General features: G+C 66.6%; 21 protein-coding genes. 13 read left to right on the plus strand and 8 right to left on the minus strand.

Annotation, left to right across the window (positions count from 1 at the left end; genetic code table 11):
- Nucleotides 1-325: 325 nt before the first annotated feature.
- From IM660_RS15735 to IM660_RS15760, 6 genes are all read left to right on the plus strand, one after another.
- Nucleotides 326-1,684, plus strand: coding sequence for an ABC transporter substrate-binding protein (locus tag IM660_RS15735; RefSeq protein ID WP_193496756.1), 1,359 nt, complete (start codon nt 326-328; stop codon nt 1,682-1,684).
- Nucleotides 1,685-1,696: 12 nt separating this feature from the next.
- Nucleotides 1,697-2,683, plus strand: coding sequence for a carbohydrate ABC transporter permease (locus IM660_RS15740; RefSeq protein WP_246464986.1), 987 nt, complete (start codon nt 1,697-1,699; stop codon nt 2,681-2,683).
- A 10-nt stretch (nt 2,684-2,693) separates the two neighbouring features.
- On the plus strand, nt 2,694-3,581 hold the full coding sequence (locus tag IM660_RS15745; protein WP_193496757.1) for a carbohydrate ABC transporter permease: 888 nt from the start codon (nt 2,694-2,696) through the stop codon (nt 3,579-3,581).
- 4 nt (nt 3,582-3,585) lie between these two features.
- Entirely contained in the window at nt 3,586-4,569 is a 984-nt protein-coding gene (locus IM660_RS15750) for an aldose 1-epimerase (protein ID WP_193496758.1), read from the plus strand.
- A 35-nt stretch (nt 4,570-4,604) separates the two neighbouring features.
- Entirely contained in the window at nt 4,605-6,767 is a 2,163-nt protein-coding gene (locus IM660_RS15755) for a YyaL domain-containing protein (RefSeq protein WP_193496759.1), read from the plus strand.
- A gap of 78 nt (nt 6,768-6,845) precedes the next feature.
- Entirely contained in the window at nt 6,846-10,679 is a 3,834-nt protein-coding gene (locus tag IM660_RS15760) for a family 43 glycosylhydrolase (RefSeq protein WP_193496760.1), read from the plus strand.
- Between the two features lie 283 nt (nt 10,680-10,962).
- Here the strand turns inward: IM660_RS15760 and IM660_RS15765 are convergent, their stop codons facing one another.
- The 6 genes from IM660_RS15765 to IM660_RS15790 all read right to left on the minus strand — a co-directional run bounded on the left by IM660_RS15765 (nt 10,963) and on the right by IM660_RS15790 (nt 16,412).
- Nucleotides 10,963-11,112 (minus strand): ATP-binding cassette domain-containing protein, encoded by a 150-nt coding sequence (locus IM660_RS15765; protein WP_193496761.1) that lies wholly within the window; start codon nt 11,110-11,112, stop codon nt 10,963-10,965.
- Between the two features lie 324 nt (nt 11,113-11,436).
- Nucleotides 11,437-12,225 (minus strand): SDR family NAD(P)-dependent oxidoreductase, encoded by a 789-nt coding sequence (locus tag IM660_RS15770; RefSeq protein WP_193496762.1) that lies wholly within the window; start codon nt 12,223-12,225, stop codon nt 11,437-11,439.
- A gap of 5 nt (nt 12,226-12,230) precedes the next feature.
- Nucleotides 12,231-13,106, minus strand: a complete 876-nt coding sequence (locus IM660_RS15775) for an MBL fold metallo-hydrolase (RefSeq protein ID WP_193496763.1) — start codon at nt 13,104-13,106, stop codon at nt 12,231-12,233.
- A 4-nt stretch (nt 13,107-13,110) separates the two neighbouring features.
- Nucleotides 13,111-14,382 (minus strand): Gfo/Idh/MocA family protein, encoded by a 1,272-nt coding sequence (locus IM660_RS15780; RefSeq protein WP_193496764.1) that lies wholly within the window; start codon nt 14,380-14,382, stop codon nt 13,111-13,113.
- Between the two features lie 212 nt (nt 14,383-14,594).
- Nucleotides 14,595-15,338 (minus strand): GntR family transcriptional regulator, encoded by a 744-nt coding sequence (locus IM660_RS15785; protein WP_193496765.1) that lies wholly within the window; start codon nt 15,336-15,338, stop codon nt 14,595-14,597.
- A gap of 84 nt (nt 15,339-15,422) precedes the next feature.
- Nucleotides 15,423-16,412, minus strand: coding sequence for a PfkB family carbohydrate kinase (locus tag IM660_RS15790; RefSeq protein WP_193496766.1), 990 nt, complete (start codon nt 16,410-16,412; stop codon nt 15,423-15,425).
- A 33-nt stretch (nt 16,413-16,445) separates the two neighbouring features.
- Here IM660_RS15790 and IM660_RS15795 point away from each other — a divergent pair, with 33 nt between their 5' ends.
- The 7 genes from IM660_RS15795 to IM660_RS15825 all read left to right on the plus strand — a co-directional run bounded on the left by IM660_RS15795 (nt 16,446) and on the right by IM660_RS15825 (nt 23,337).
- On the plus strand, nt 16,446-17,354 hold the full coding sequence (locus IM660_RS15795; RefSeq protein ID WP_193496767.1) for a 2-deoxy-5-keto-D-gluconate 6-phosphate aldolase domain-containing protein: 909 nt from the start codon (nt 16,446-16,448) through the stop codon (nt 17,352-17,354).
- The gene (locus IM660_RS15800) at nt 17,354-18,379 is read left to right on the plus strand and encodes a zinc-binding dehydrogenase (RefSeq protein ID WP_210769001.1); all 1,026 of its coding nucleotides are present in this window, start codon (nt 17,354-17,356) and stop codon (nt 18,377-18,379) included. Before IM660_RS15795 ends, IM660_RS15800 begins: the two co-directional genes overlap by 1 nt.
- Nucleotides 18,358-19,281, plus strand: coding sequence for a sugar phosphate isomerase/epimerase family protein (locus IM660_RS15805; protein ID WP_193496768.1), 924 nt, complete (start codon nt 18,358-18,360; stop codon nt 19,279-19,281). Before IM660_RS15800 ends, IM660_RS15805 begins: the two co-directional genes overlap by 22 nt.
- Entirely contained in the window at nt 19,274-20,419 is a 1,146-nt protein-coding gene (locus IM660_RS15810) for a Gfo/Idh/MocA family protein (protein WP_193496769.1), read from the plus strand. Before IM660_RS15805 ends, IM660_RS15810 begins: the two co-directional genes overlap by 8 nt.
- Nucleotides 20,416-21,183, plus strand: coding sequence for an SDR family NAD(P)-dependent oxidoreductase (locus IM660_RS15815; protein WP_193496770.1), 768 nt, complete (start codon nt 20,416-20,418; stop codon nt 21,181-21,183). Before IM660_RS15810 ends, IM660_RS15815 begins: the two co-directional genes overlap by 4 nt.
- A gap of 70 nt (nt 21,184-21,253) precedes the next feature.
- Entirely contained in the window at nt 21,254-22,747 is a 1,494-nt protein-coding gene (locus IM660_RS15820) for a CoA-acylating methylmalonate-semialdehyde dehydrogenase (protein ID WP_193496771.1), read from the plus strand.
- Nucleotides 22,748-22,824: 77 nt separating this feature from the next.
- Nucleotides 22,825-23,337: a hypothetical protein gene (locus IM660_RS15825; RefSeq protein ID WP_193496772.1), complete on the plus strand. Its 513-nt coding sequence runs from the start codon at nt 22,825-22,827 to the stop codon at nt 23,335-23,337.
- Between the two features lie 136 nt (nt 23,338-23,473).
- On the opposite strand, the gene IM660_RS15830 is transcribed toward IM660_RS15825, so the two are convergent.
- Nucleotides 23,474-23,956: a phosphatase PAP2 family protein gene (locus IM660_RS15830; RefSeq protein ID WP_193496773.1), complete on the minus strand. Its 483-nt coding sequence runs from the start codon at nt 23,954-23,956 to the stop codon at nt 23,474-23,476.
- 396 nt (nt 23,957-24,352) lie between these two features.
- Nucleotides 24,353-25,357, minus strand: a complete 1,005-nt coding sequence (locus tag IM660_RS15835) for a ketopantoate reductase family protein (RefSeq protein ID WP_193496774.1) — start codon at nt 25,355-25,357, stop codon at nt 24,353-24,355.
- Nucleotides 25,358-25,389: the final 32 nt, after the last annotated feature.

Here is a 25,389-nt window from a genome sequence, read left to right on the forward strand (position 1 = left end):
CCTGAGATCTCACCTGCGTCGTCTCGAGCATGGGCGGCTACGCCGACCCAGGAAGTCTGGTCACTAAAATGTCCATACATTTAGTCACTCGTTCGTGCGCGACGACACGAAGTGCCATCACCCAGGGGGCCGCGTGCACAAGATCCACGGCCGACGCCCGGCATCTGGCTACTGAGCCAGCTCGACGACTCACAGCATCCATCTGTAGAAATGTAAGTAACACCGGACATTGACACAACCTGTCAGGCAGGGCTAGCCTGCGTGAAGCACCGTTTGGGAGAGCGCCACCAGTGGCTCTCACTCATAAAACAAGGAGGTTGTCACGGTGATCACTAGCAATCAGAGGCTCAGCCGACGCGGTCTGCTGGGTGGCGCACTCGGTCTTACGGCAGGGGTGGGCGCGCTCTCGGCGTGCGGTCCGGGCGATGGCGGCGGAAGCGGCGACGAGCCGCCCGAGGACATGGGCTCGGCAGAAGAAGGTCGGCTCGTCGTGTGGGGCGGTCTGCCCCCGGAGATGGGCCCGCAGGCGCTCGTGGACGCGTTCACGGCGAAGTACCCAGACATCGAGGTCGAGTACGTTCGCTTCGTCAACAACGCCGAGGGCATCCTGAAGCTCGACACAGCGCTGCAAGGCGGAGTTCCGATCGACGTCTTCTTCTCTTACGGCACGGTCGATGTCGTCCGTCGCGCGCAGGCCGGGCTCGCTCTGGACCTCACTGATCTGGCCCGAGAGGACGATCTCGCTCAGGTCTTCGTGCAGGATGAGCCGATCAGCACGCTGATCGACGGAAAGCTCTACTCGATCCCGACGACCCACTGGCCACAGTTCGTCGTGCTCAACCAGGACGCGATGGAATCGGCGGGCATCGAGATCCCGTTCGACTGGACGGTGGAGGATTACCACCGGGTGGCACGGGAGTTCAAGAGCGCCGGATTCGACGTGGGTGCCTACCACCCGCCCCGCATGGCTTCCACGTCCTTGGGTGGTGACTACATCTACAAGAACGGCGGCCAGGAGTCCAACCTCGACGATCCCTTGTTCAAGCAGGAACTGGAGCTCATCCTGGCGATGGAAGACGACGGATCGATCTTCACCCAGGAGCGGATCACCGCCGAACAGCTCGGCGGCTACGTGCAGAACTACTTTGTCGACGGCACGTTCCCGATGTACATCGACGGCACGACCGCGCTACGGTTCCTCAAGAACCTCGACGAGTACCCGCACGACTTCCGCACCACGTTCAGGCCCTACCCAGCGCCGACTGCCGGTGCGGACTACTTCAATCCGGGCGTTCGAGGCGACGATGTCCAGATCTCCTCGAAGTCTCAGTACCCGTCGGCGGCCTGGACGTTCGTGAAGTTCTGGATCGACGAGGGCGCGAACCACATGTCACCGGCAGGCAAGGTGTCGCCGTACCAGTTCGACAACCCGACCGACGAGATGATGGATGCGCTGTTCGGGCCGGAACGGGACCGGCTGTTCAATGTGGACGATTTCCACGAGACGTTCTTCGTTCCCGAGCCTCCGTTGTCGGTCCGAAGCATCACGACCGCCTACACCGAGATCGCCAGCCTCAAGTCGCAGATCGAAGACGAGATCCGGCTTCGGACGAAGTCGGTCGACGACGGTATCGCCGAGATGAAGCAAGAGGCAGACGCGGCTATCGCGGACTGGCTCGGCTGAGGAGAGTTCTGCGTGACTCCCCTGATCGAAGACACTGCGAAGCCGGGCCGCGCGGGAACCGACTCCCACGACGGCTCGGCTCCGCCATCGGCTACCACGAAACGCTCATCCCGCCTGGTGAATGGTTACAAGTGGTGGATTCCGTGGGTGTTCCTGCTACCAACCATAGTCGCGGTTCTTGCGTTCCTGATCGTCCCACTCACCGCGGGTCTGTTCATCGCCTTCACCGAGTGGAACGTCGTCTCCGGGATCGGAGGCATCAGATGGGTGGGGTTCGGCAACTTCCAGGAGCTGTTCCAGGACGACATGTTCTGGTCCTCGGCCGTGCGGACCCTGTTCTACGCAGGAGTTGGGACGCCACTCGCCGTCACTTGCGGGATGTTTCTTGGGCTCGCGCTGAATCGGCCAATGCCTGCCAGAGGCGTCATTCGGGCGATCTTCTTCCTGCCGTCGCTGGTCAACGTCATCGCGGCCGGAACGGTCTGGCTGACACTCCTCAACCCCAGATCCGGGATGGTCAATCAGTTCCTGCGCGCAGTCGGCCTCGACAATCCGCCGGGCTGGTTCACGTCGCAGCAGTGGGCCCTACCGGCGATCGTGCTGATGTCAGTCTGGGTCAGTGCCGGCTATGTGGCGATCCTCATCATCGCCGCCCTCCAGGACCTTCCTACGGAGTTGTACGAGTCCGCGAAGCTGGACGGTGCCGGCACTATCCGGCAGTTCACCACCATCACGTTCCCGGGTCTGGTTCCCGTCCTGACATTCCTGCTGATCACATCCTTCATCGGCAGATCGCAGGGCTTTGGCCTGATTCAGTTCATGACCAGCGGAGGACCCGGCGATGCGACGACGGTCCTCTCCTACTACATGTATGAGGTGGGATTCCATTGGTACCGCTTCGGGTATGCCGCATCCATCGGTGTGATGAGCATGCTGGCCGTCCTGGCGTTGTCGATCGCGCTGTTCAAGCTGCAACGGGGACGAGGGCTGTACACATGAGGAGCATGCGATGAGCACTACCACCGCACTGGCAGCTCACCACGCACCGCGCCCCGGCCTCATCCGACGTCAGCGCAAGGAGCGGATGGCCTGGATCGTTCGCGGCGTCCTGATGTCACTACTTGCCCTGCTGTTCCTGGTCCCGTTCGCGTGGATGGTTTCGTCCTCGCTGAAGCAGAACCTCGACATCTTCGAGATCCCGCTCCGATGGATCCCGAACCCCCTCGTGTGGGACAACTACGCCGACGTCTGGACCGGCGAGCGGTCGATGCTGCGCTACTTCAGCAATTCCACGGTCGTGGTTGTTGCGACGATCGTGGGCGAGTTGGCCGTGGTGTCGCTCGCTGGCTACGCGTTCGGGCAACTACGTTTCAAGGGCCAGAACGCACTGTTCCTCGCGTTTCTGGCTACCTCGATGGTTCCTGCTCAGCTCCTGCTGGTCCCACGGTTCATGTTCTTCCGCCAGATCGGGCTCTACGACACGCTGTGGGCGCTGATCCTGCCCGGCCTCGCATCGGTGTTCGCGACGTTCCTGCTGCGGCAGCATTTCGCCTCGGCACCGCGTGAGCTCGGGGAGGCAGCCCGGATCGATGGTGCCGGTGAGGGCCGGATCTTCTGGTCGATCTATCTCCCGATGGCGAGGCCAGCTCTCGCGGCCTTGGCCATCCTGATCTTCGACTCGACTTGGAACGACTACGAGAGCGCACTCATCATGATCACGGATGAGGCGAAATACACGGTGCCGCTGGGATTGACCCGGTTCATGTCCGAGGACGGCACGGTCTCGATGGGCCCGGCGATGGCCGGCTCGGTCTCCTCGCTCATCCCGGTTCTGGTGATCTTCCTGATCTTCCAGCGGCACTTCCTGCGTTCGATGGCCCGCGTGGGCCTCCGGTGAGTCGATGAGAGCCGTCGAGCACCAGGAAACCGCCGTCTCGGGCTGGCCCGCACTCGGACTGTCGAACGAGCGGGTCGAACTGACCGTCGTGCCGGGCAAGGGCGCGGACATCACGTCGATGATCGACCGCTCCACGGGGACCGAGCTGATGTGGTCCACCCGGTGGGGGCTTCGCCCACCGACGGCACTCGCGCCTCCCGGCAACCCGGAGGCGGAGGCTCTCGACCGGTCCGGCGGCGGCTGGCACACACTCTTCCCGAACGCCGGTCGGGCCTGCGTGGAGCAGGGGGTCGAGTGGGGTTTTCACGGCGAGGCCTGGCTCGCCCCGTACGAGTGCGCACCGACCGCTGCAGGGCTCCGACTGCACACCACATTGGCGCGCAGCCCGTTCGCTGTGGTCAAGGACATCACCCTCGACGGCGATCGCGTGCGAGTGACCGAGACCGTCACCCATATCGGGGCGCACCCGGTCGATGTGATGTGGTGGCAGCACCCGACCTTCGGCGCGCCACTCATCGGCCCGGACACCACCATCAGCATCACCGGCTGTTCCGTTCACCCGGACATGCCGGACGACATACCCGGCACCGCGCCGCCGCCCCGTTGGCCCGAACACCACCCACCGGGCGCCGAACCGGTGGATCTGTCGCGGTTGACCGCAGCACGCGTGGGCGGCAGCCGGCTGGCGTTCCTCGGCGAGTTCGACAGCGAGCAGGTCTGCGCGCAGGTCCGCAACCCCACCCTCGGCCTCGGTGTCGACGTGGAGTGGTTGGCCAGTGACTTCCCCTACGCGTGCTACTGGTACGAGGCGGGCGGGCGACTCGGCTACCCCTGGTACGGGGCCGCGCACGGGTTCTCCATCGAGCCGGCGACCGGCTACCCGAGCGGCCTGGCGCGAGCGCGGGCACTCACCGGCACAGAGCTGTCCATCGGCCCGGAGGAGACAGTGAGCAAGTCCGTCACCGTACGCGTGCGCTCCTCGCGCTAGTCCAGCCAAGCCGAACTCTGAGAGGTAGCAATTCCATGCACGTCCTGACCAATGCCGACGGGTCCTTCGGCCTGAGCGTGACCGCACCTGGCGGAGCGTCCGCAGCACAGACGGCGCCGCTGCGGGCCACGGTCTGGCCCGGGCAGGCGGATGCCGAGCCGGTCACCGTCTCCGGCGGTTACGAGTCGCTGCGCGGCACCGGCGGCGAGTGGCTCGGGACGGGCCGCCTTGAGGCCACGAGCGGCGCAGAGCTGGAGTTCGCCGATCGCTGGACACTCGAGGAGGAGACAATGCGCTTGCGTCGCGAGGTGCGGGTGCACGGCGATGCTTCGGGCGGTTTCACCAGCGTCGCCGCGCTGCGCGTCGTGGACGCCCGGCCGTGGCCGCAGATGGAGTGGTTCGCGCCCGGAATGATCTACGGCAACTTCGACCACATGCGCGACAACTCTTTCGGTGCCGGCAACTACTACGAGCCCGGCAACTACACCGTATGGATCCGTGAGGACCGGATGCCCGCGCCGCTGCTGGCGACCCGGCTTCCCAATGGCGCGACGCTCGCGGTCCTGAACTCGTCACCGGACTCGCGGACGACGGCAGCCGAGAGCCAGAGTTTCTCCCGAGAGCCGATGGTCGGTGCGGAGTTCCGCTTCGGCGCCATTCTCGCCGAGGAGCGGCCGGATGGCACCACGCTCGGCTATGCGGTCCCCGGCTCGGAGGGCACGCTGAGCTACGGACTGAAGGGGGGCGGCGAGACGGGCGCGACGGCGGAGCAACAGTGGCGGCACCGGTTCAACCCGCTCACGGATGGATTCACGCAACGTTACGAGGTGACGTTCCGGTTCGACCGCGCAGCCGGCACCAACGAGCTGATCACCCGCTCGTGGCGGTGGGCCTGGAGTGTGCTCGACCCGCGTCCGAACCCGCAGGACATCCACACCATGCGCACGACCATGGTCGATGTGCTTGCCGAGAACTTCATCCAGGTGAACGACCGCGCCGGTGTGCGGTTCGTGACGCCGGCCCGGCCCCTCGGCGGCCGGGAGCACCCGGACTCGAAGGTCGTCCTCGGCTTTACCGGCTACGCGCTGGGTTGCGCCGAGATGATGCTGGTCGAGGCGGCACGGGATCCGGAGTCGCAACGCAGCCAGGTGCTCGTGCGGAACGCTGAAAGGGCGATCGATTCCTTCCTGCGCAGGCCGGTCGCGCCGCCGCTCGACGAGGGGTTCATGCTGGGCTCTGGCGAGCCTGTCGCGTCTACGTGGCCGACAGGTCGCATGCTGACCAGCGAGCAGTCGATCTACCTCCGCAGCTTCACCGACGACATGAAGTCACTCCTGCGTGCGTACGAGCGCGAACAGGCAGCGGGCCGGGAGCGCACGGCCTGGCTCGACTGGGTCCGTACCTTCGCGGATTGGCTGCTCACCCAGGAGCAGCCCGGGGGCGGCTTCCCCCGCTCGTGGCATGCATTGACGGGTGAGCTGTTCTCGGCCTCGACCACCGGCACCTACAACGCCGTGCCGCTGTACGCGCAGCTGTACCGGATCACCGGCCACGAGCCCTACCGGAGCGCCGCCGTGCGTGCTGGTGAGTTCGCATGGGCATCCGACGACCACGCACACAGCCACGGCCGGTTCACCGGTGGCACAATCGACAATCCGGATGTGGTCGACAAGGAGGCCGCCACCATCGCCCTGGAGGCGTACCTCGCGCTTCACACGCTCACCGGAGACGAGGTCTGGCTGGATCGGGCACGCATTGCTGCGGACGTGGCCGAGACCTGGATGTACATCTGGAACGTGCCGATGCCCGAGGACGCCGACGCCGAGGACCTCGACTGGAAGCACGGTGCACCGACGGTCGGCATCCAGCTGATCGCCACCGGCCACTCGTTGAACGACGCGTACATGGCCTGGGACGTCGAGAGCTACGCGCGGCTGGCGGGTGCGACGGGCGACTCCCACTATCTGGACGTGGCACGCATCCTCCTGCACAACACCAAGGCCATGGTGGGCACGCCGGAGGATCATCGCGGCACGCGGGGCCCCGGATGGCAGCAGGAGCACTATTCCTTCACCCTCCCTCGTGGGTTCGGCCGTCACCGCGAGTGGCTGCCGTGGGTCACGGTCAGCCATCTGCGCGGGATCAACGACCTGATCGACTACGACGCCGAGCTGTACGACGAGCTCGCGACAGGCTGACGGCCACCCTGACTGAGAACTGTGACCAGGCGTGAGCGCACGCATCGACGCGTGCGCCTCGATCGATATGGAGTTGCGATGACGAAGAAGTCGTTCAGTCCCCGGGTGCTGGCCCTTGTGGCCGCGTTGATGTTGCTGTTCGCGGGCCTACCGAGTGCGCCCGCGACCGCGACGCATGACGTGCTCTATGTCAATGCCAGCAGCGGTAGCGACTCGGCCACCGGCCAGTCCCCCTCGTCACCCTTGAGGACGATCAAGGAGTCCGTCCGGCGGATGGCGGACGATGGCGGCACGATCGTCGTGATGACGACGCATCCGATCCCGCTCAACATGACCGAGCCTGCGCACAGCGGTCAGATCACGATCACCAACACGATCGGTTCCACGACCTATCCGGGCGCCCTGGAGTTCCAAGGTGCGTTCCGTGAGTACAACCTCTCGGGCCCCACCACGTTCACGAACATCGAGGTACGGGCATCGGAGTGGGCCATCTTCGCGGCCAACTTCCATCCGATCACCTTCAATCAAGGCGTCGTCACCGTGAATCCGGTCTCGCCGTCCGTGCGACGGGTGTTCGTCCTCGGTGGACACCACGCACCCACATCGGGTGACACGCTCCTGAGCGCGGACTCCCACATCACGATCCGATCCGGGACCTTCTACAAGGTCGTCGGCTTCACGCGTGCGATGGGCAACGGGACACGGACGTACACGGGTACGTCCCACATCGACATCTCGGGGGGCGACATCGCTCACGTCTTCGGAGCGTCAATCGAGAACCACTACTCCGGCAGTACCGATATCAGCGTCACCGGGGGCGTCGTCGGCGCCCTGCATACCGCCGGTGACGGCTCTCGGTACCTGCTCGGTTCAGCGGCGCTGTCGCTGACCGGCGGGACGGTTGGCACCATCGACGTGAACAACGTGGTCGAGGATGTCGATCTCACATTAGCGGGAACGGCCTTCACGACCATCCAGGCCAGCAACGCCAGCTCCAAGTGGACCGTCAACGAGGCGATCCGCGAAGCGGCCGGCGTCCGGACGGTGGAGTACGCGGCGCAGTACTACACGGCTGCCCAGGTCGCCGCTGTGCGTTCGATCTTCGACGAGGCCGCCAACATCGGGCGGGTCTACGTCTCCGCCGGTGGCAGCGGATCCGCATGCACGCAGGCGGCGCCGTGCGCGAGCCTGTCCGCTGCGGTAGCCCAGCTCGCCTCGGACGGCGGCACGGTAGAGGTCAGCGGTTCGGTGCCGTGGAACGTCTCTGCGGCCACGCTCGACGCCGGCCTTGGGCGTGTCGTCCTCTCCGGCGTCTCCTCGGCTCAGCTCACCTTCGCATCGAGCACGACTCTGCACACGAGCAGAGACCTGACGTTCGAGAACCTGACGCTGGCGAATGCCGGCGACCTCGTCCTGCAGGCAGATGGTTCGAGCCTGGAGATCGGCAGCGGTGTGACGACGTCGAACCCGTCGGCTACCCAGCTGATGGGCGTCAGCGACGGGGCGGAGGTCGTCGTCGGCTCAGGCCAGTTCCAGAAAGTCACCGGGATCAGCGGGCTGTCGGCCGACTTCACCGGCTCCACGTCCGTCACGGTCAGTGGTGGCACCGTGACCGAGCTGTGGGCCGGAACCGACCAGTCCGCCTACGACGTCGCCACGAGCCTGCTCACCGTGTCCGGGGGCACCGTGACCACCCTGCACGCCTCGGCGGCACGCACGACGGAGTCGCTCACCGCGCGGTTCCTGGGCGGCACCGTCACCACGCTCCATCTCGACGACGTCGATGCCGACGCGCACGTACGCCTCGGTACCACCTCCGTGGGAAGTGTCACGACCGCGGGATGGGCGCCGTCATCGAGTGCGACCCGCAGCCTGATCGAGCTCCCGGGAGCCGATGCCGGCACCATCGCCGCGATCGAGACCGCCTTCACCGAGATCACCCAGGACCGCTACCTGTACTTCGCCCGGGGCGGAACCGGAGACGGCCTCAGCCCGCAGAACCCACTCGGAACCCTCAGCGCGGCCGGCAGCGCTCTCGGCGGCCCCGGTCACGTGGTCCTGGTCGGCAACTACACCATCCGCAACGACTCGACCATGGCCGCCCACGCCTACCCGATCGAGCTGACCTCGCACGACGGCGACATCGACTTCCGCACCAACGGCGCGAACATGTCGATCGAGGCAGCCTTCCGGCTCGGCGGTGAACTCGCCATCGATCGGATCACGTTGCGTTCGCCGACGATCTCCGGTGCCGTGTACGGGATGGGTTTGCCGTTGACGATCGGCGCGGACGTCCAGACCGAACTGTCCCGGCGGGGAGACACCTATCTCAGCCTGGTCGGCGGACGGCACGACACGCTCGCCGCACCGGCGATCACGCTCTCGGTGGCATCGGGGCACTGGAACGGCCTGCGCGGCGGCTCCGATGCCACCGGCGCCGTCACGACCGCGATCCAGACCGACGTGGAGATCACCGACGGCGTGTTCGACGGCCCCGTGGCGCTGGCACACCGGGGTGAGGGATCCGGCTCGATCGTCGCGGACGTCTCGGGCGGCGTCTTCCGTGCCGGTCTGTACGCCGTACTGGAAGAGGACGGCTCAGCCTACGCGGCCGACTACGACGTGGACCTGACGATCACCGGGGGTGACTTCTGGGGCATGATCGCACCGGCCCGCTCTCGTACCACCGACCTCAGCGGCAGCTTCGATGTCGAGGTCACCGGAGGCACCTTCGGGCATCTCACCGATCTCAGCGGTAGCGACGACTACGCCGGAGACATGACAAGCTCGCTGACCGTCGGCCCGGCAGTGGACCTGAATGCCCAGCCCACCGGCAACGTCACCTTCACCAATACGCTGCGAGAAGCAGCCGACCCGTACATGTTCACCCATGACGGCCAGTACTACTTCCTCTCCACCGCGGGAAGCACGATGCGGCTGCACAAGGTCGCGAACCCGTCCGACCTGCCGTACTCGATCGGTTCGGTGATCTTCGCTCCCAGCAACCTGGAGAACCTCTGGTCTCCGGAGATCCACTTCCTCAGCGCCGCCGACGTCGGCGCGGCCAACGAGGGCTGGTACCTGTACCTATCGGCCAGCGATCCGAACGACCCGGCTGCGGCCGGCCAACGGCAGTACGTGCTGAAGGCACTCGACGGCGATGACCTGCTCGGCCGCTGGGGCAACCCCGTCACCGGACAGGTGAATGTCCCGGAGCGGATCGTCAACGCCGACAATCCGGACTTCAACGTCGATGAGTTCGTCGCCGGCATCTCCATCATGCGCGTGGCCGGCGATACCTACATCACCTACGTCGCAGAGGAGGGCCGTGGAACCTCGGCCTTCCACCAGACGATCAATCTCAGCGCCATGGACAACCCGTGGACACTCTCCGGGACCCCGAGCGTGATCACCCAGTCCGAGTACGCATGGGAGGAGGTCGGCTACGGGCAGTCCATCAACAACCCGGATCTCTGGTGGCCGAAGGTGGTCGAGGGGGCGACCGCCGTCTACGGCGACAACGGCGAGGTCTTCATGGCCTATTCCGCCAGCGGGTACTGGACGACGGCCTACGCGATCGGCTACCTGCGTTACACCGGGGGCGACCCGTTCGACCCCGCCAACTGGGTCAAGAACCCGACGCCGATCATGTCCAAGAACGAGTACGTCATCTCCACCGGCACCGGGCCCACGTTCACCGACCACGACGGCAACGACTGGTTCACGTACCAGGCCCGTCCCGGCACCAACCGCGGCGCCGCCCGGGAGGCCTTCATCGAGCCCTACGTAGCGAGCGGCACCACGTTGAGCATCGGCAACGGTACGGGGCATCCCGCCCCGCTTTCGACCGAGTACACGATGACCATCAACCCGATCGCACTGGCCGACAAGATCAGCGCCTTCGTGCCCTGACCATGAATGGAGGGCACCGTCGCGACCCTGGCCGATCTGTCGTGGCGCGTGCGTCGCGAGCAGTTGGTGCTCAGTGTCGATCTGGGTCTTCACACCGTCAACCATGCGAGGGAGATCGTAATCGAGTGCGCTAGGAGCCAAGGCGCCTGCCAATCGGGCGCCCGGGCGCCAAGCAGGACGTTGTCCGCGATCGTGTCGCCCAGGACGTGTGGCGTCTGAGGTGTCAGCGACATGAGCGGTGGAGTCATCGCGATGCCAGGAGGGAGCTCTCGCCCGCGGACCCTCACGCTGCCGGCGGAACGCGCAGGGTTCCCTGGATCGCACGGAGCAGCGTCGTCGGGCCGGCGCCGACTCCTCCGGTGATCACGATCAGTTCCCCCGCACGTGCCGTCAGGTCGATTCCGCGCACGCCGGTGTGCGCCCGGGTGGTCATGGCTCAGGCCACGGACCTCCAGAACGGGAGGATCGCCGTCGGGGCCAGCGCCGTTGGCCTTGAGGGTCTCGATCCTGGCGAAACACTCACGGAGCAGGGCAGACACATCGCCCGCGGTCTGGCGGGTGCGCTGCTGCAGGGCGCCAGGACGAGCACTCCGTCGATGAACTCCCGCACCACGAATGGGCTGGCCAGCGCCGCTGCCGTCGCTCCCAGAAGCGCGCCGCCGAGGGCCGCGAGTCGTCGCCACTCACGACGAAAGTAGTGCCACAGGGACAGCCAGCTCCCGTCGCCGCCAGGCCTCACTGGCTCGCGGCCGCTTACTCAGTACGCGTCGTCCAGCATGGCATCGATCGAACCATCGATCGACTGACCGCCGTCGACCGTGATCGTCTGACCCACGATGAACCGACTCTTGCTCTTGTCTGCCAGGAAGATCGCAAGCTCGGCGATGTCGGCAGGTTCTCCACCACCACCGAACGGGATCTTGCGGTTGAAGCCGTTGAGGTCGCGCTCGGAGTAGCGATCGAGCGCCTTGGTATGGATCAGCCCCGGAGCGATGCAGTTGACGTTGATGCCGTGCGCGATCAGCTCGACTCCGAGGGACTTGGTCAACATGTTCAGGCCCGCCTTGGCGGCCGAGTACGGCAGCGCCTTGCGGCGCACCCAGGTGACGTCACCGTGGATCGAGGAGATGTTGATGATCGCTCCCGCCACGTTCTGGGCGATCATCGCCCGCGCCGCGGCCTGGGAGCCGTAGGTGGCGGCGCTCAGGTTCAACGCGATCTGGCTGTCCCAGTAGTCGGTCGGCATGTCGACGAAGCCGCCCGGCGGCATCCGCAACGCTCCCCCCGCATTGTTGACGAGCACGTCGATCCGGCCGAAGCGTTCGACGAAGCGCTCGACCATGCCGCGGGCCTGGTCGGCGTCGGCCACATCGGCGGCGAAGACGTCCGCCTCGACACCCAGCTCACGGCAATGCTGCGCGATCCGTTCGGCGTCCTCACCTGAGGACCGGTGATTGATCCCCACGGCGTATCCCTCGCGGGCGAACGCGAGCGCGCAACCGGCGCCGATTCCGCGTGAAGCCCCTGTGATGAGCGCAGCGCTCATATCCGTCATCTCCTGTCTGCCTCCTGGAAGGCGGCGACCGTGTGCATCGGTAGGAACAACTTGGCAGGCTCCACACCACCGACGGCGGCGACCAGCGCCCGCGCCACGGTGTGGGGGTCGGTGACGCCTGCCGCCGCCATACCGGCGACGAATCCGCGGTCGTGCTCGTAGCAGCCGAGGCAGGCGGCGAGGAACTGGCGGGCTGCGACATCACCGACGGCGACCTCACCGAGCGGCAGGTACGGATGCCCGCAGATAATGTTCTGCACCGGCATGGCCAGCAGCCGCAGCAGCGATGCCCGGTACCGTGCGGGATCGAACAGGAGCGAGCACCCCTGCGAGGTCGTGCCGTTCAGCTGGAGCGAGTCGCCGGTGATCAGCGTGCCGGAGCGCACGTCGAAGAAGCAGCAGGCGTCGGTGTCGTGGCCGGGCGTGTGGATGGTCTGGAGCGGTCCGACCATGTCGCCGTCGTCGAGCAACCGGTCGGGTACGACACCGTCGAGCACCGGCGGTGGCGCCGCGCTGTGCTCGGGGAACTTCGCCCGGATCTCGCGACTGTAGGCGAGCGGATCACGCATACGCGCATCCGATTCACGGAGCACACCTACCTGGATCGACGGCGCCAGCTCACGCATCCGGGCGATGCCGCCGACATGGTCGCCGTGGATATGGGTGGCGAGCACCCAGCCGATGTCCGCGAGCGTGATGTCCAGCTCAGCCAGTGCCGGCACGATGGTCGAATCGACCGTCTCGGCGAACCCGCCGCTGTCGACCAGGATCGGCGCCCCCTCCCCCAGGACCAGCGTGACGCCGGTCCAGACCCCGGTGAAGGGGACCTTCAACAAGTAGACGTTCTCGGTGATGCGGGTGAAGGACTCCATGTCCTCAGACCTCGCAACCGATGGCCTGGTTGATACTCGCCTGGTAGCCACCGATCGAACCGTCCAGAACGGCGTCGACGGCGACGATCGTGCCGCCGGCGGCCCCGGACTCCATCATCGCGTAGCAGACGGCGATGGCGCGCATCCCCTCGTCGAAGCCGACCTCGGGTTCGCTGCGCGAGGCGATGCAGGAGCCGAACTCGGCGTACTCGACAGCCAGCAAGAGTCGGTCGACGGTCTCGAAGTCGAGCCCGTACGCGGTGGCCTGGTCACCACCGAACAGCGCGGCGGTCACCTCGTCGAGCCGGAAGTCCGGGACGAGGGGGAGGATCTCCGCTCCGGTGTAGGTGTTCTTCCGATCCAGGGTCAGGACCAGCGGCTGACCGCTGCGGTCCTTGGGGATCTCGACGGCGCCCGCGGAGCCGTGCACGCTTCGCGCCCAGGCGTCGCGTCCGTGCTCGGCCCGGTTCTCCGCGTACTGACCGATCGCCCCGGAGGCGAAGTTGACCATCGCGTACAGGGCGTCCTCGGCCGTCGCCTCGAACTGCGCGGGCATCGCTGCCTGGGACTTACCGTACACGCCGCCCGGGTTGGAGGCCGGGGCGCCGCCGGTGGCTGCCGGGTTATACCGGATCGTCTCGAACAGCCGCATCTGGGCGTAGACGCTGGTGACCGGGCCGAGGTAGTACTCCATCATGTCGGTGTAGTGCGTGCCGGCGTCGAACAGGATGCCACTCTCGTCCTTCATGTGACGCCACTTCGAGATCGCCATCAAGTTGCCGCCACCACCTGAGCTCTGGTGGAAGTACCGGGGCTCTCCGAGGATGCCACCGTCGATCAGGGTCTTCACGAGCCGGTTAGTCGGGTCGCGTCGGAAGTTCTCCGCCACGCTGAGGATCCGGTCCGAGCCAGCGATCTTCTCCCGCAGCTCTCGCGCTGCGGCAATCGTGAGCCCGACGGGCTTTTCCACCATCACATCCAGGCCGAGCCCAATTGCCTCAGCGGCGAGGCTGTGGTGGGCCTGGGGGACCGTGGTGATATCGATGGCCACCGCACCGGCCCGCTGCGCCGCTTCGAGGTCCGCGCACGGCGTTGGGCGACGACCGAGCAGCGTCTGCGCCTGAGTGGCCACATCGTCAGCTCGGGCGGAGTCCACGTCGCAGACAGCCACCAGATCGAACGGGTTCAGGCCCGCCCCCTCGAGTTCTGCCAGGCCAAACAGGTGCCGCGTGCCCATGCCACCACAGCCGACGATCGCGATGGGAATCCGGTCCATGCCGATGCACCTCTCACACGCTTGATATGACTCCAGCTGAGCGTCCGGCCTCGTACGGCCGAACGGCGTCGCACAGCCCAGCAGGGCACGACAGCGATCGCGGCGAAGCGTCACTGCTCGTCGACACACCCCGAGCCTAGATGGTCATACGTTAATATGTCAACACATATTCGCAGCAAGAGATGAGTCTGCCAGTCATGGCACGCAGGGAGTCAGTTCTCCTCGAGCACGAGGTCGATCGTGTACCCATCAGATCGGTACACATGCTCGGCATGCTCAACAGGAGCACCGGTCGGCTCGAACGCCGTCCGCGAGACCGCGATCACCGGGAGTCGACTCGAGATCTTGAGCACCCCGCGCTCCTCCACCGTGGGCAGGCGCGCAGCGACAGACTGGTGGGCCACCACCGAACCGACTCCATGATCCCGGAGCAACGAATACAGACCTCGGGCTTCGAGCTGCTCCCGCGTGATGGAGCTGTGGCGAGGCGGGAGCCAGTTCCGCATGATCGCCAGCGGCTCGCCGTCAGCAAGGCGCAGCCGCTTGACGGCGAGCAGCTGCGTATCAGCATCGAGGTCCAGCGAGCCCGCCGCCTTCGGCTCATTCTCGATTCCGTATTCCAGTACGTGCGTACTGGGCTTACGCCCCTGACTCGAGAGGTCGTCGTAAAGACTGCCCCTGCTCGCTCGACGATGAACACGGCGGCTGGCGACGAAGGTACCGAGTCCCCGCTGGCGCACGAGCAAGCCTTGATCGACGAGGTGGTGGATGGCTCGGCGCACGGTCGGGCGGGACAACCCGAGTCGCTCGCTCATGGCAACTTCATTCTCGAAAGAATCGCCCGCCTGAGCCTTGCCGTCGGTGATCGCCGCGGTGAGCTGCTCGGCAAGCTGGAAGTAGAGCGGGACAGGGGAAGCTCGATCGAGCGCCACCTGTACCACCGCTTCATCAGCCACCGCTACCACCCTTCGCGTACATACAACTTGTCATATCAATGTGACAATACCGGCGCGATGCAGGTGAGACAAGCGGAGATCACGTCAGGAACAATGGACGTCTCCCCCCTGGCCGCAGCCCTGACGGTCAGCATCCGCGACGAGCTCTGCCACCTCGGCGGCTGTGGGCATCGCCACGGAACAGCCACGACGCGAGGCCACGATCGAGCCGGCCGCGGCCGCATGGCGCAGCATGTCGGCCAGCGACCATCCGGCGATCATTCCCTTGACGATATAGCCGCCGAACGCATCACCTGCACCCAGCCCGTTGACAACCTCGGCCGGATACGCCGCTTGCTCCGTCACGCCATCAACCGTGGCGGCCAGGGCCCCTTCGGCGCCGAGCTTGACGATCGCGAGCCGAGGACCGGTGCGCAGCAAGCCGAGCGCAAGCTCGCGCGGACTCCCTGGCACACCGAGGGCAATCTCGGCCTCTTCAACGTTGCCGATCACCGTGTCGACATGCGGCAGCACCGAACGCAGTCGCTCATGCAGATCACGCTTGTCGCGCCAGAAGTCACGCCGGTAGTCGAGGTCGAGCACCAAGCGCTCCGGGACACCCAGCACCGCGTCGTGAGCTCGAGCCGACCGCGGCGTCGCGAAACCGGACGCCGTGAGCCACAGGACGCGCGCCACACTCGCGGCAGCGATGAGCCCCTCGCCCTCGAGAGCATCTTCGGGAGGTTGTGCGTGGCGGAAGAAGTCCAGACCGGGCACGGACGGCTCCTCGAGATCGCACACCGCGAGCGTTGTACGGGACCCGGAGACCGAACGCACCCATCGTGTGTCGACACCGAATCGCTCCAGCTGGTCGACGACGAAATCATGGAAGAGGTCGTCACCGGTGCGCGTCACCACGGCTGCCCTGAGGCCGGCTCGAGCCGCCGCGACGGCGACGTTGGTGGGAGATCCGCCCAGGTACTGACGGTAGGACTCCACACTCTTCGGCGCACGCGCATCCTCGCCCGGATACAGGTCGACGACCGCTCGCCCGACGGTGACGACATCAAATTCCTTGGTCATCTGTGTTGACATAGATACATACTAACAATGTGCTAACATGCGGTCATGTTCACAAGTCAGGGGAAGCCGGTAGAGGGCAACGACCCCATGCAGCCGTGGGCCGTGCTGGCGTTCGACCATCGCGAACGCGCGTTCGCAGCGGTTCGCGCCACGGGGATGACCCACGATGAGATCCGCCTGTCCAAGCAACTCATCCTCGAGGCGTACACACTCGCTGTCGACCGTGGACTCGGGCAGGTGCAGCCGGGACTGCTCGTCGACGAAGAGTTCGGCGCGCCCATCGCCCGTGAGGCTGCCGCACGCGGCCACGTCGTGTCGATGCCGGTCGAACGGGCATCGGAAGCGGTCTTCACCTTCGAATATGGCAGCGACTACCAGCAGCATCTGCTGGAGTTCCGGCCCACCTTCGCCAAGGCGCTCGTGCACTACCGCACGACGGACACTGACCAGACCAAGCAGACCCAGCTCACCAGGCTGCGCGAACTTTCAGACTTCCTGGCCGAACAGTCGATCGCCTTCATGCTCGAGCTGATCGTCGGGCAGACCAGCGGCACCAGCGGACCCGACGGAGCGGTCCCCACTGTCGACGTCGACGAGCTCTGTAGATCGATGGCAGAGATACAGCACGCAGGCGTACAGGTGGACCTGTGGAAGGTCGAGGGCGTCTCCTCGCAGGAGAACGCGGCTCGGGTTGCCGCCCAAGCGATGCTGACCGACCCGCTGGCCACGTGCGTGGTTCTGGGAGCAGGTGCGCCCAGCGACATCGTCGGCCACTGGCTCGACGTCGCCGCCGCCACCCCCGGGTTCAGCGGATTCGCCATCGGGCGGAGCATCTGGGGCGAGCCGGTCGCCGCCTGGTTGGATGGCAGACTGTCACGCGAGGATGCGATCGAACAGATCGCCTCCACCTACAGATCCTGCGCGATGCGCTACACAGGAGTACGGGTCGGCTGATGCAAGCACTGCCTCTGATGCAAGCACTGCGCAAGACCGGACCCGGCCCCGGTGACCTCGAACTGCAGGACGTCCCCCGTCCCACCGCTGGCGCAGGTCAGGTCGTGATCGATGTCGCGGCGGCAGGTCTGTGCGGGACCGATCTGCACATCCTGGACGGCAGCTACGGCTCCCGGCCACCGGTGACGCTGGGCCATGAAGTCAGCGGCACGATCACCGCCGTCGGAACGGGCGTCGACAGCGCGCGCATGGGCCAGCGAGTCGCCCTGGAGACATTTTTCTCGACCTGTGGCGAATGCCGCGACTGCCGCACCGGCTCACCGAACCGCTGCCAGTCCCGGGTCTCGATAGGTTCCGGCGCCGACGGTGGATTCGCTGAGCAGATGGTCCCGCCCGCCCGCAACGCACGCGTGTTGCCAGCGCATGTCTCGCTCGCCGCCGGGGCACTCAGTGAGCCCCTGGCATGCGTGTGCCGATCCCTGTTCCAGCCGACACCGGCTGTGTGCCCGGGTGATCGTGTGCTCGTGATCGGACCCGGAGCGATCGGGCTTCTCGCGGCGCAGGTTGCCCGGGTCTCGGGTGGGCATCCGACCGTTCTCGGTACCCCAGCGGATTCCGAGCGCCTCGAGATCGCGCGCACCCTGGGGCTGCCCGGGACCACCGACCCTGGGCAAGTGCCAGACGACGTCGACGTCGTGCTGGAGTGCTCCGGTTCGGGCCCGGGAATGGCGCTGGGGATCGAACGAGTCCGCCGCGGCGGCCGCTACGTCCAGATCGGCCAGCGCGGGGACGCAGTGCCGATCAACCTGGCACTGGCCTCCTTCCACGAACTCATCATCACCGGCGGGTTCGCCAGCACACCCGAATCATGGGACCGCGCCATGCGCCTCCTGGACAGCAGGCTCATCGATCTCGAGCCGCTGGTCAGCCGGAGATACTCCCTGCGCGACTGGCAGGAAGCGCTCGACGCCGTGCGCGGGAGCGCCGGCGTCAAGCAACTGCTGTGCCCGGACGGAGCGCTGTGAAGCTCGGGTACAACACCTGGTCGACGCCGTCGCTGCCGTTCGACGAGGCGGCCCGCACCCTCGCGCGGATCGGGTACGACAGTATCGAGGTCACTGTCTGCGACGGGTGGCCCACCGATGCGCTCACCTCGACCAACGACGATGTCGAGAGTTGGAGGGCAACCGCTGCTGAGAACGGGCTCGAGATCTCCAGCGTCACCGCGAACGCACCGTTGGTGTGCGACGAGGACATCTGGTCCCGCAGCCGGCACCGGCTGATCCGGTCATTCGAGATCGCCGCCCTGCTCGGCGCAGGCACGCCCCTGCCAGTCAGCCTCGGAGCGCACCGGCCCAAGCCCCCACTGTTGGGCGGCAGTCCGCCGCCGATCGTGGCTCAGACCACCTGGGACGCCGACCGGCACCTGATCGAGGACCGCTTCGGCGACCTGGCAGAACTCGCCACAGCCGCCGGCTGCGGGCTCGCACTGGAGCCGCACTCCGGTGCCGTCGTCTCCACGCCCGAACAAGCGCTCGCGGTTCTCGCGGCCGTCGACTCCCCCACGCTGGGGATCAACCTCGACATCTCACATTTCGCGGTGCGTGACTTCGTCCTCGAGGATGTGGTCGCCCAGCTCCTGCCCCACACACTCGTCGTCGAGGTGAAGGACCACGTCCGCACCGACACCGGCTTCGACTTCCTTGTACCCGGTGAGGGCGAGTTCGCCTACGTGCCGTTCCTGTCACAGTTGCAGCAGCTGGGCTATGACGGGACGGTCTCGGTCGAGATCAGTGTCCGGCGGCAGGCCAAGCCCGGGTTCGACGAGATCGAGGCAGCGGAGTTGTCCTACCGGACTTTGGTTCAGGCCTGCGCCGATGCAGGAGTTCACAGAATGCAGAAGATCGAGGAGGATCACGATGCCTAGGGACCTGCGAGTAGCCGTGATCGGCTGCGGCAAGATCGGTGCCACCCACGCTGAGGCCGCCTCGGCCCTGCCAGGGGTTGAGCTCGTCGCCGTGTGTGACCGCACCGTCGAACGGGCACGGGAGTTGGCCGGTCGGTTCCCGAACGTGGTGTTCTATGACGCCGTCGAGGCCATGCTCGCCGAGGCCGAACTCGATGCCGTGCTGGTGGCGACCGCGCACAAGCACCATTTCGAGCCCGCGATGCAGGCGATCCGCAGTGGCGTCGCGGTACTCGTCGAGAAGCCCCTGACCACTTCGCTCGCGGAGGCCAGCGAGTTGGTGCAGGCGGCCGAGGACGCTGGCGTGACGCTCGGGACGGTGTTTCAACGCCGGTTCTTCCCGGCCGCGCAGCGCATGCACGACGCCATCCAGAGTGGACGGCTGGGGTCGGTAGTCGCAGCCGAGTGCCTCGCGCACCTGGGCCGTGACCGCACCTACTTCGAGCGCGACGACTGGCGCGGCTCCTGGGTGGGCGAAGGGGGCGGAGCCCTGCTCACCATGGCCATCCACTACATCGACATGATGAACTGGATGCTTGGCACCCCCACCTCCGTGTACGGGCGGTGGGCAACGCTCAAGCATGCCGACTACATCGACGTCGAGGACGTCGCCGGCGCTGTCGTCACCTATGACAGTGGCGCTATCGCCACCATCCAGGCGATGACCACCTTCGAGAACGGCTTCGCCTCCGAACCCAGTCCAACGGTCCGCTACCAGGCCCCCGGCTTCCGGCTCGCCATGCACGGATCCATGGGCCACAGCGTCGGCCTGCAGGAGAGTCCGGAACTCGCCCAGGCCACGACGGACCTGTGGACCTTCGACGGCGAGGCGGAGCAGGCTGCACAGTGGCGTGAGCAGGAAGCGGGCCGGCCCAGCCTGCCGGAGTTCCATCGACTACAGATCGCCGAGTTCGTCGAGGCGGTGCGGGCCGGTCGCCCACCGGCCATCACCGGGCGGGATGGACTCCTCGCGCTCGAAGTTGTCAAGGGGGTCTACCTCTCCCAAGCCCGGAACGCTCCGGTTTCACTGCCGATGTCCGACGCCGACCGCCTCGCCGCCGACGAACTGACCGAGAGTGCCCGTGAGGCGGTCCGGTGAGCACCGATGGCCGGGTCGCACTCGTCACCGGTGGAGCCACTGGGATCGGCCGCGCAACATGTCTGGAGTTGGCCCGTCGCGGCATCGAGGAGATCCACATCGGACACTCACGATCGGCCGAGGCGGCCGAGGAACTCGTCACCGAGTTGCAGGCCCTCGGTGCCACGGCCCACCCGCTGCACATCGAGGTCTCCGACCGTGACGCCGTCAATCGGGCGACGTCCCAGCTGCTGCAGACCAGCGGTGGCCTCGACGTACTGGTCAACAGCGCCGGAACCACCCAGAAGATCGAGTTCGCCGACCTCGACGCGATCACACCCCAACTCTGGGACGACCTGCTCGGTGTGAACCTGCTCGGCGCATTCTGGGTCTGCCAGGCCTTCGCGGAATCGTTGAAGGAACGCGGCGGCACGATCGTCAACGTCACTTCGATCTCAGGCACACGCGTCGTCGGGAGCTCGTTGCCGTACGGCGTCAGCAAGGCAGCACTGGCACAGATGACGCGGGCACTCGCCCTCGCTCTCGCCCCCACGGTGCGGGTCAACGCCATCGCCCCCGGGACCGTCATCTCGGGCTGGCACGAGCGCCTCGTCGGCGCCGACGCCGCCCAGAGCAACTTCGAAGCCGAGGCAGACCTCGTTCCGCTTCAGCGCCTTGCTGGTGCCGTGGACATCGGCAGGGCCATCGTCACCGTTGCACTCGACCTCACTTTCGTCACGGGGCAGGAAATCATTGCCGACGGCGGTAAGGCCCTGCGTTACTGAGGTCACCTGCAGCAACCCTTCAGTCCCGCCACCTCAGCCCGTCACTGCGCACCCCCAAGGGAGCTATGCCATGCCCGAGCACCACGACCTGCAGCATTGGATCAACGGGAGACCGCACGCCGGCAGTTCCGGCCGCTCCCTGCCCGTCCTCGATCCCGCGAGTGGAGCCGAGGTGACCATCGCCCCACTCGCCTCGGCCCAGGAGGTCGACGAGGCCGTTGCCGCTGCCGCGAGCGCCGCCCGAACCTGGCGCGCCACGTCCCTCGCACGACGAGCGGAGGTGCTGTACGCCTTCCGGAACGTCCTGCGAGAGCGGGCCGACGAACTCGCGCGCGTCATCTCGCGCGAGAACGGCAAGACCCACGGCGATGCCCTCGGCGAGGTCGCCCGTGGTGCCGAGAACGCTGACTTCGCAACCGGCATCCCGGAGCTGCTGAAGGGCTCGTTCTCCGAGCAGGTCTCGACGGGTGTCGACGTCCACTCCATCCGGCAGCCGCTCGGAGTCGTCGCAGGTATCACCCCGTTCAACTTCCCGGCGATGGTGCCGCTGTGGATGTGCACCACGGCGATCGCGTGCGGCAACGCCTTCATCCTCAAACCCAGCGAGAAGGTGCCCACGTCCGCCATCCTGCTGGCACAGATGTGGCGCGATGCGGGCTTGCCCAACGGGGTGTTCTCCGTCCTACACGGGGACAGGGAGACCGTCGACGCACTGATCGCGCACCCCAAGATCGCGGCGATCAGCTTCGTGGGATCCACACCCGTTGCCCGCCACATCTATACCTCGGGCACCGCGGCCGGCAAGCGCGTTCAGGCGCTCGGCGGCGCGAAGAACCACATGGTGGTGCTGCCGGACGCCGACATCGACGCGGCCGCTGATGCCGCGGTCAGTGCTGCGTTCGGGTCGGCGGGCGAACGCTGCATGGCAATCTCCGTCGTCGTGCCGGTCGGTGACATCGCCGAGCCGCTTCTGGCAGCGATCAAGGACCGCATCTCCGCACTGCGGGTGGGGCCCGCCTCGGACCCGGACGCTGACATCGGGCCACTCATCTCGGCGGAGCACCGCGATCGCGTCCTCAGCTACGTCGCGGCGGGGATGGCCGAGGGCGCCGACCTCGTGGTCGACGGTCGCACCGGCGATCATCCCGGCGATGGCTACTTCATGGGGCCGTGCGTGCTGGACCGTGTGACACCCACAATGAGTGTCTACACCGACGAGATCTTCGGCCCCGTGCTGGCCGTGTCCCGAGTCAACACATATGACGAGGCTCTCGCGCTTGTGAACGAGCACGAGTTCGGCAACGGCGCCGCGATCTTCACCCGCAGCGGCGGCGCTGCCCGGCAGTTCTCGTTCGACGTCGAGGCGGGCATGGTGGGCATCAACGTGCCGGTGCCAGTTCCTGTTGCCCACTTCTCGTTCGGCGGTTGGAAGGCGTCCCTATTCGGCGACGCGCGAATCTACGGCCCCGACGGCGTCCGGTTCTACACCCGCGAGAAGGTCGTCACGAGCCGGTGGCAGACAGAGGACACGTCGAGGATGAGTTTGCACTTTCCGAGCACATGACCTCTTCCGAGATGATGCGGCGTGCGTGGCGATCACTCAGGTCGGTTGATCGCTACGGACTCATCTAGGCTCGGCCTGTGCCCTCCGGAACTCTCCCGCCCGATGTGGTGATCGCGCGCACCCTGCGCGCTCACACACGCACCTTGGTCGCGATGTGCACGATGGTGGTGGTGTTGATGCTCATCGGCGCGGGGGCCCTGAGCATGGCCGGCGGGAATGCCGGCGACCCGCGGGTGGTGGCCGGCCTGACGATGCTGGGGGCGGGACAGGTGCTGGCGCTCGCCGCGGCTGCATTCGCGGGTGCCGGATGGCTGCACATCGTGCGCGCTGTCGGAACGCCGGGGAGTACGCAGAGCGCCCGGGCGGTCGCCGACGGTATCCCGGTCGAGCAGGTTCAGGTGACTGGCCGCCGTCTGGCCCTGCTACTGCGCGTGACGCTCGGCGTCGCGGTGCTGGGCGTGACGGCCTGGGCGGTGATCGCGGTCGAGGGCGTGATCGGCGCGGCCGTCGGCGCGGTGCTGGTGGCACAGGTCGCCGTGGTGATCACGCTGGTGCGCACGCACCTGCTGCTGCATCCACGACGTCCTTGAGCTCCGGGCTGCAGAGTCGGCTTCGCGTCAGCAGGAGAGACGCTGACCTCGCGCACGGACGCCGGTAATCGAATCATCATGGCCACGTTGGCCGCCTCCGGTGCGCCGCGCAGTTGTCGCCTGGTCCAAGACAATGTCAGACACGCCCTGGGCGTCTTTTCATCCAAGCGTGGATGATGAGCGCGGCGACCGCTGGTACAGACGCACCGAGAAGCGCACCGAACGCGACGTCGTGCAGGTAGTGGACGCCTTGCAAGATGCGACCCGTCCCGACAAGGATCGCAGTGGTCAACGCCGCCCAGGTCACCCATGCATGGCGTGTGGCGAGAGCGATGACGATCACAGCGCCGAATGCCAACGTCGCGTGATTCGATGGGAGCGACCAGTCGCCCGGCGGCGGGCATTCGCCCGGTAGGGCCCATCGAGTGCACGGCCGCTCCTGCGCGAACAACAACTTTGCGGTTTCGCTGAGCCCATAGGCACACACGACCCCGGCCGACGCTGCGAAGAGAAGCGCACGGCGTTCCTTGCTACGACGCCACGCGAGGATCCCGGTTGCTGCTGTCGCGAGAGCGAGCGCGAGCAACGTCACCTCCGAGAGCAACTCGATCCCGTTCATCTCAGCCCACGTTGAAGCGAGGGAGCGAGTGACGACGACACTCAAGCTGCCCGGGAAAGGAACGACGAGAAGCGCCGCTGCCAGCACAAAGCCGGCAATGAGAGGGACACGCTGCTCGCGTGTGATCAAGGATCTCATTCCATTCAAGGTACGGGCGGTGGACAGTGGTTGCGTCCTCCCGCGGGTGGATGCGGGCGTCATGCTCCGAGAGCATGTTCAGGGCGCGCACCGTCACTTTGTCCGTAGCGATGAAGTCCTGCAGTGCACGCGATGGCCGAGCGTCTGGCGGCCAAGGGCGGCGATGAGGGCCACCGCTGCGGCCGGGTGGTCCCCAAGCGGCCGGCCGGGTTGAACCTAGCGATCACCTTGGAGGAGGCCCAAGACAGTACGGCGGCTTCAGGTGCCTGCGGCGGCACGGATCTGTGCCGCACTGAAGGCCCCCGGACCGAATCCCTCGCGCGCCGCCCGGTGCGCTAGGCCGACCAGCGCAGCGTTGACCGGGGTCTGCACCTGATGGGCCCGGCCGAGCGCGACGATCTCCCCGTTGAGATAGTCCACCTCGATCGATCCGGTACCGCGCTGGAGCGACTGCCAGCTCGAGCCGCCGCCGCGCTGGTGACCGGGAACCTCACCCAGCCGGGCACGTTCCTGCGCCTGCTCTTCCTCCAGTGAGGCGAAGGAGATTCCGGCGGCGGTGAGTGCTTCCGCTGCCTCGGCGCGCGCCTGCCGGGCGAGCTCCTGAGCCTCATCACCAGCAAGCGAGCCGACGAGCGCCTCGACCGCGTTCGCGAGGTTGCTGAGCAGCTTGGCGTACTTCCACCGCATGACGTCCTCGCGCACCGGAGCCAGGAACTCGCTGGCCTCCAGGTCCGCGGCGACCACGAGGTCAGTGTCGTCGGTTCCCTCGGGATAGCGCCCTAAATGCAGCACTCCCCGGTGCGGGACGCCTTCTGCCACCACGACGCCCGCCCGCAGATGGGTGGCCGGAAGCCACACGCACACCCCGTGCACACGCGAGAAGACCCGGGCTGCAGCCGGTTCGTTCGCGACGCCGTTCTGGGCGCACAGCAACGGCAGCCGTTGAGCTGCAGTCCCGCCGGAGGCCACCGGGACGTCCGCCCAGACCTGCAAGGCCGCGGCCGTGTCCTGCCCTTTGACGGCAAGCACGAGTACATCGTTCTCGGTCAGTCCCCCATCGTCACGGATCAACTCCTCTGGTCCGTTCACCACCCGGGGGTGCAATGTGCTCGTGCCGTCCGGCGTCAGCAACGTCAACCCGTCCGACGCCATGACCCGCCCGTGCTCGCCGCGAGCCACCAGGACGACGTCGTGCCCGTCTGCGTGCAACTGCCCGCCGATGGTGCCACCCACGGCACCGGCTCCGATCACCACATAACGCATGTACCCAGCATCCCACCGGTGCGGTCCGTGTG

The organism is Ruania alkalisoli, from assembly GCF_014960965.1.
GTDB lineage: Bacteria > Actinomycetota > Actinomycetes > Actinomycetales > Beutenbergiaceae > Ruania > Ruania alkalisoli.

Bases quoted from the DNA above. Each gene is read 5' to 3' on its own strand.
- IM660_RS15745 (WP_193496757.1), top strand. From the start codon at position 2,694: ATGAGCACTACCACCGCACTGGCAGCTCACCACGCACCGCGCCCCGGC.
- IM660_RS15750 (WP_193496758.1), top strand. From the start codon at position 3,586: ATGAGAGCCGTCGAGCACCAGGAAACCGCCGTCTCGGGCTGGCCCGCA.
- IM660_RS15755 (WP_193496759.1), top strand. From the start codon at position 4,605: ATGCACGTCCTGACCAATGCCGACGGGTCCTTCGGCCTGAGCGTGACC.
- IM660_RS15760 (WP_193496760.1), top strand. From the start codon at position 6,846: ATGACGAAGAAGTCGTTCAGTCCCCGGGTGCTGGCCCTTGTGGCCGCG.
- IM660_RS15765 (WP_193496761.1), bottom strand. From the start codon at position 11,112: ATGACCACCCGGGCGCACACCGGCGTGCGCGGAATCGACCTGACGGCA.
- IM660_RS15770 (WP_193496762.1), bottom strand. From the start codon at position 12,225: ATGAGCGCTGCGCTCATCACAGGGGCTTCACGCGGAATCGGCGCCGGT.
- IM660_RS15775 (WP_193496763.1), bottom strand. From the start codon at position 13,106: ATGGAGTCCTTCACCCGCATCACCGAGAACGTCTACTTGTTGAAGGTC.
- IM660_RS15780 (WP_193496764.1), bottom strand. From the start codon at position 14,382: ATGGACCGGATTCCCATCGCGATCGTCGGCTGTGGTGGCATGGGCACG.
- IM660_RS15790 (WP_193496766.1), bottom strand. From the start codon at position 16,412: ATGTCAACACAGATGACCAAGGAATTTGATGTCGTCACCGTCGGGCGA.
- IM660_RS15795 (WP_193496767.1), top strand. From the start codon at position 16,446: ATGTTCACAAGTCAGGGGAAGCCGGTAGAGGGCAACGACCCCATGCAG.
- IM660_RS15800 (WP_210769001.1), top strand. From the start codon at position 17,354: ATGCAAGCACTGCCTCTGATGCAAGCACTGCGCAAGACCGGACCCGGC.
- IM660_RS15810 (WP_193496769.1), top strand. From the start codon at position 19,274: ATGCCTAGGGACCTGCGAGTAGCCGTGATCGGCTGCGGCAAGATCGGT.
- IM660_RS15820 (WP_193496771.1), top strand. From the start codon at position 21,254: ATGCCCGAGCACCACGACCTGCAGCATTGGATCAACGGGAGACCGCAC.
- IM660_RS15830 (WP_193496773.1), bottom strand. From the start codon at position 23,956: ATGAACGGGATCGAGTTGCTCTCGGAGGTGACGTTGCTCGCGCTCGCT.
- IM660_RS15835 (WP_193496774.1), bottom strand. From the start codon at position 25,357: ATGCGTTATGTGGTGATCGGAGCCGGTGCCGTGGGTGGCACCATCGGC.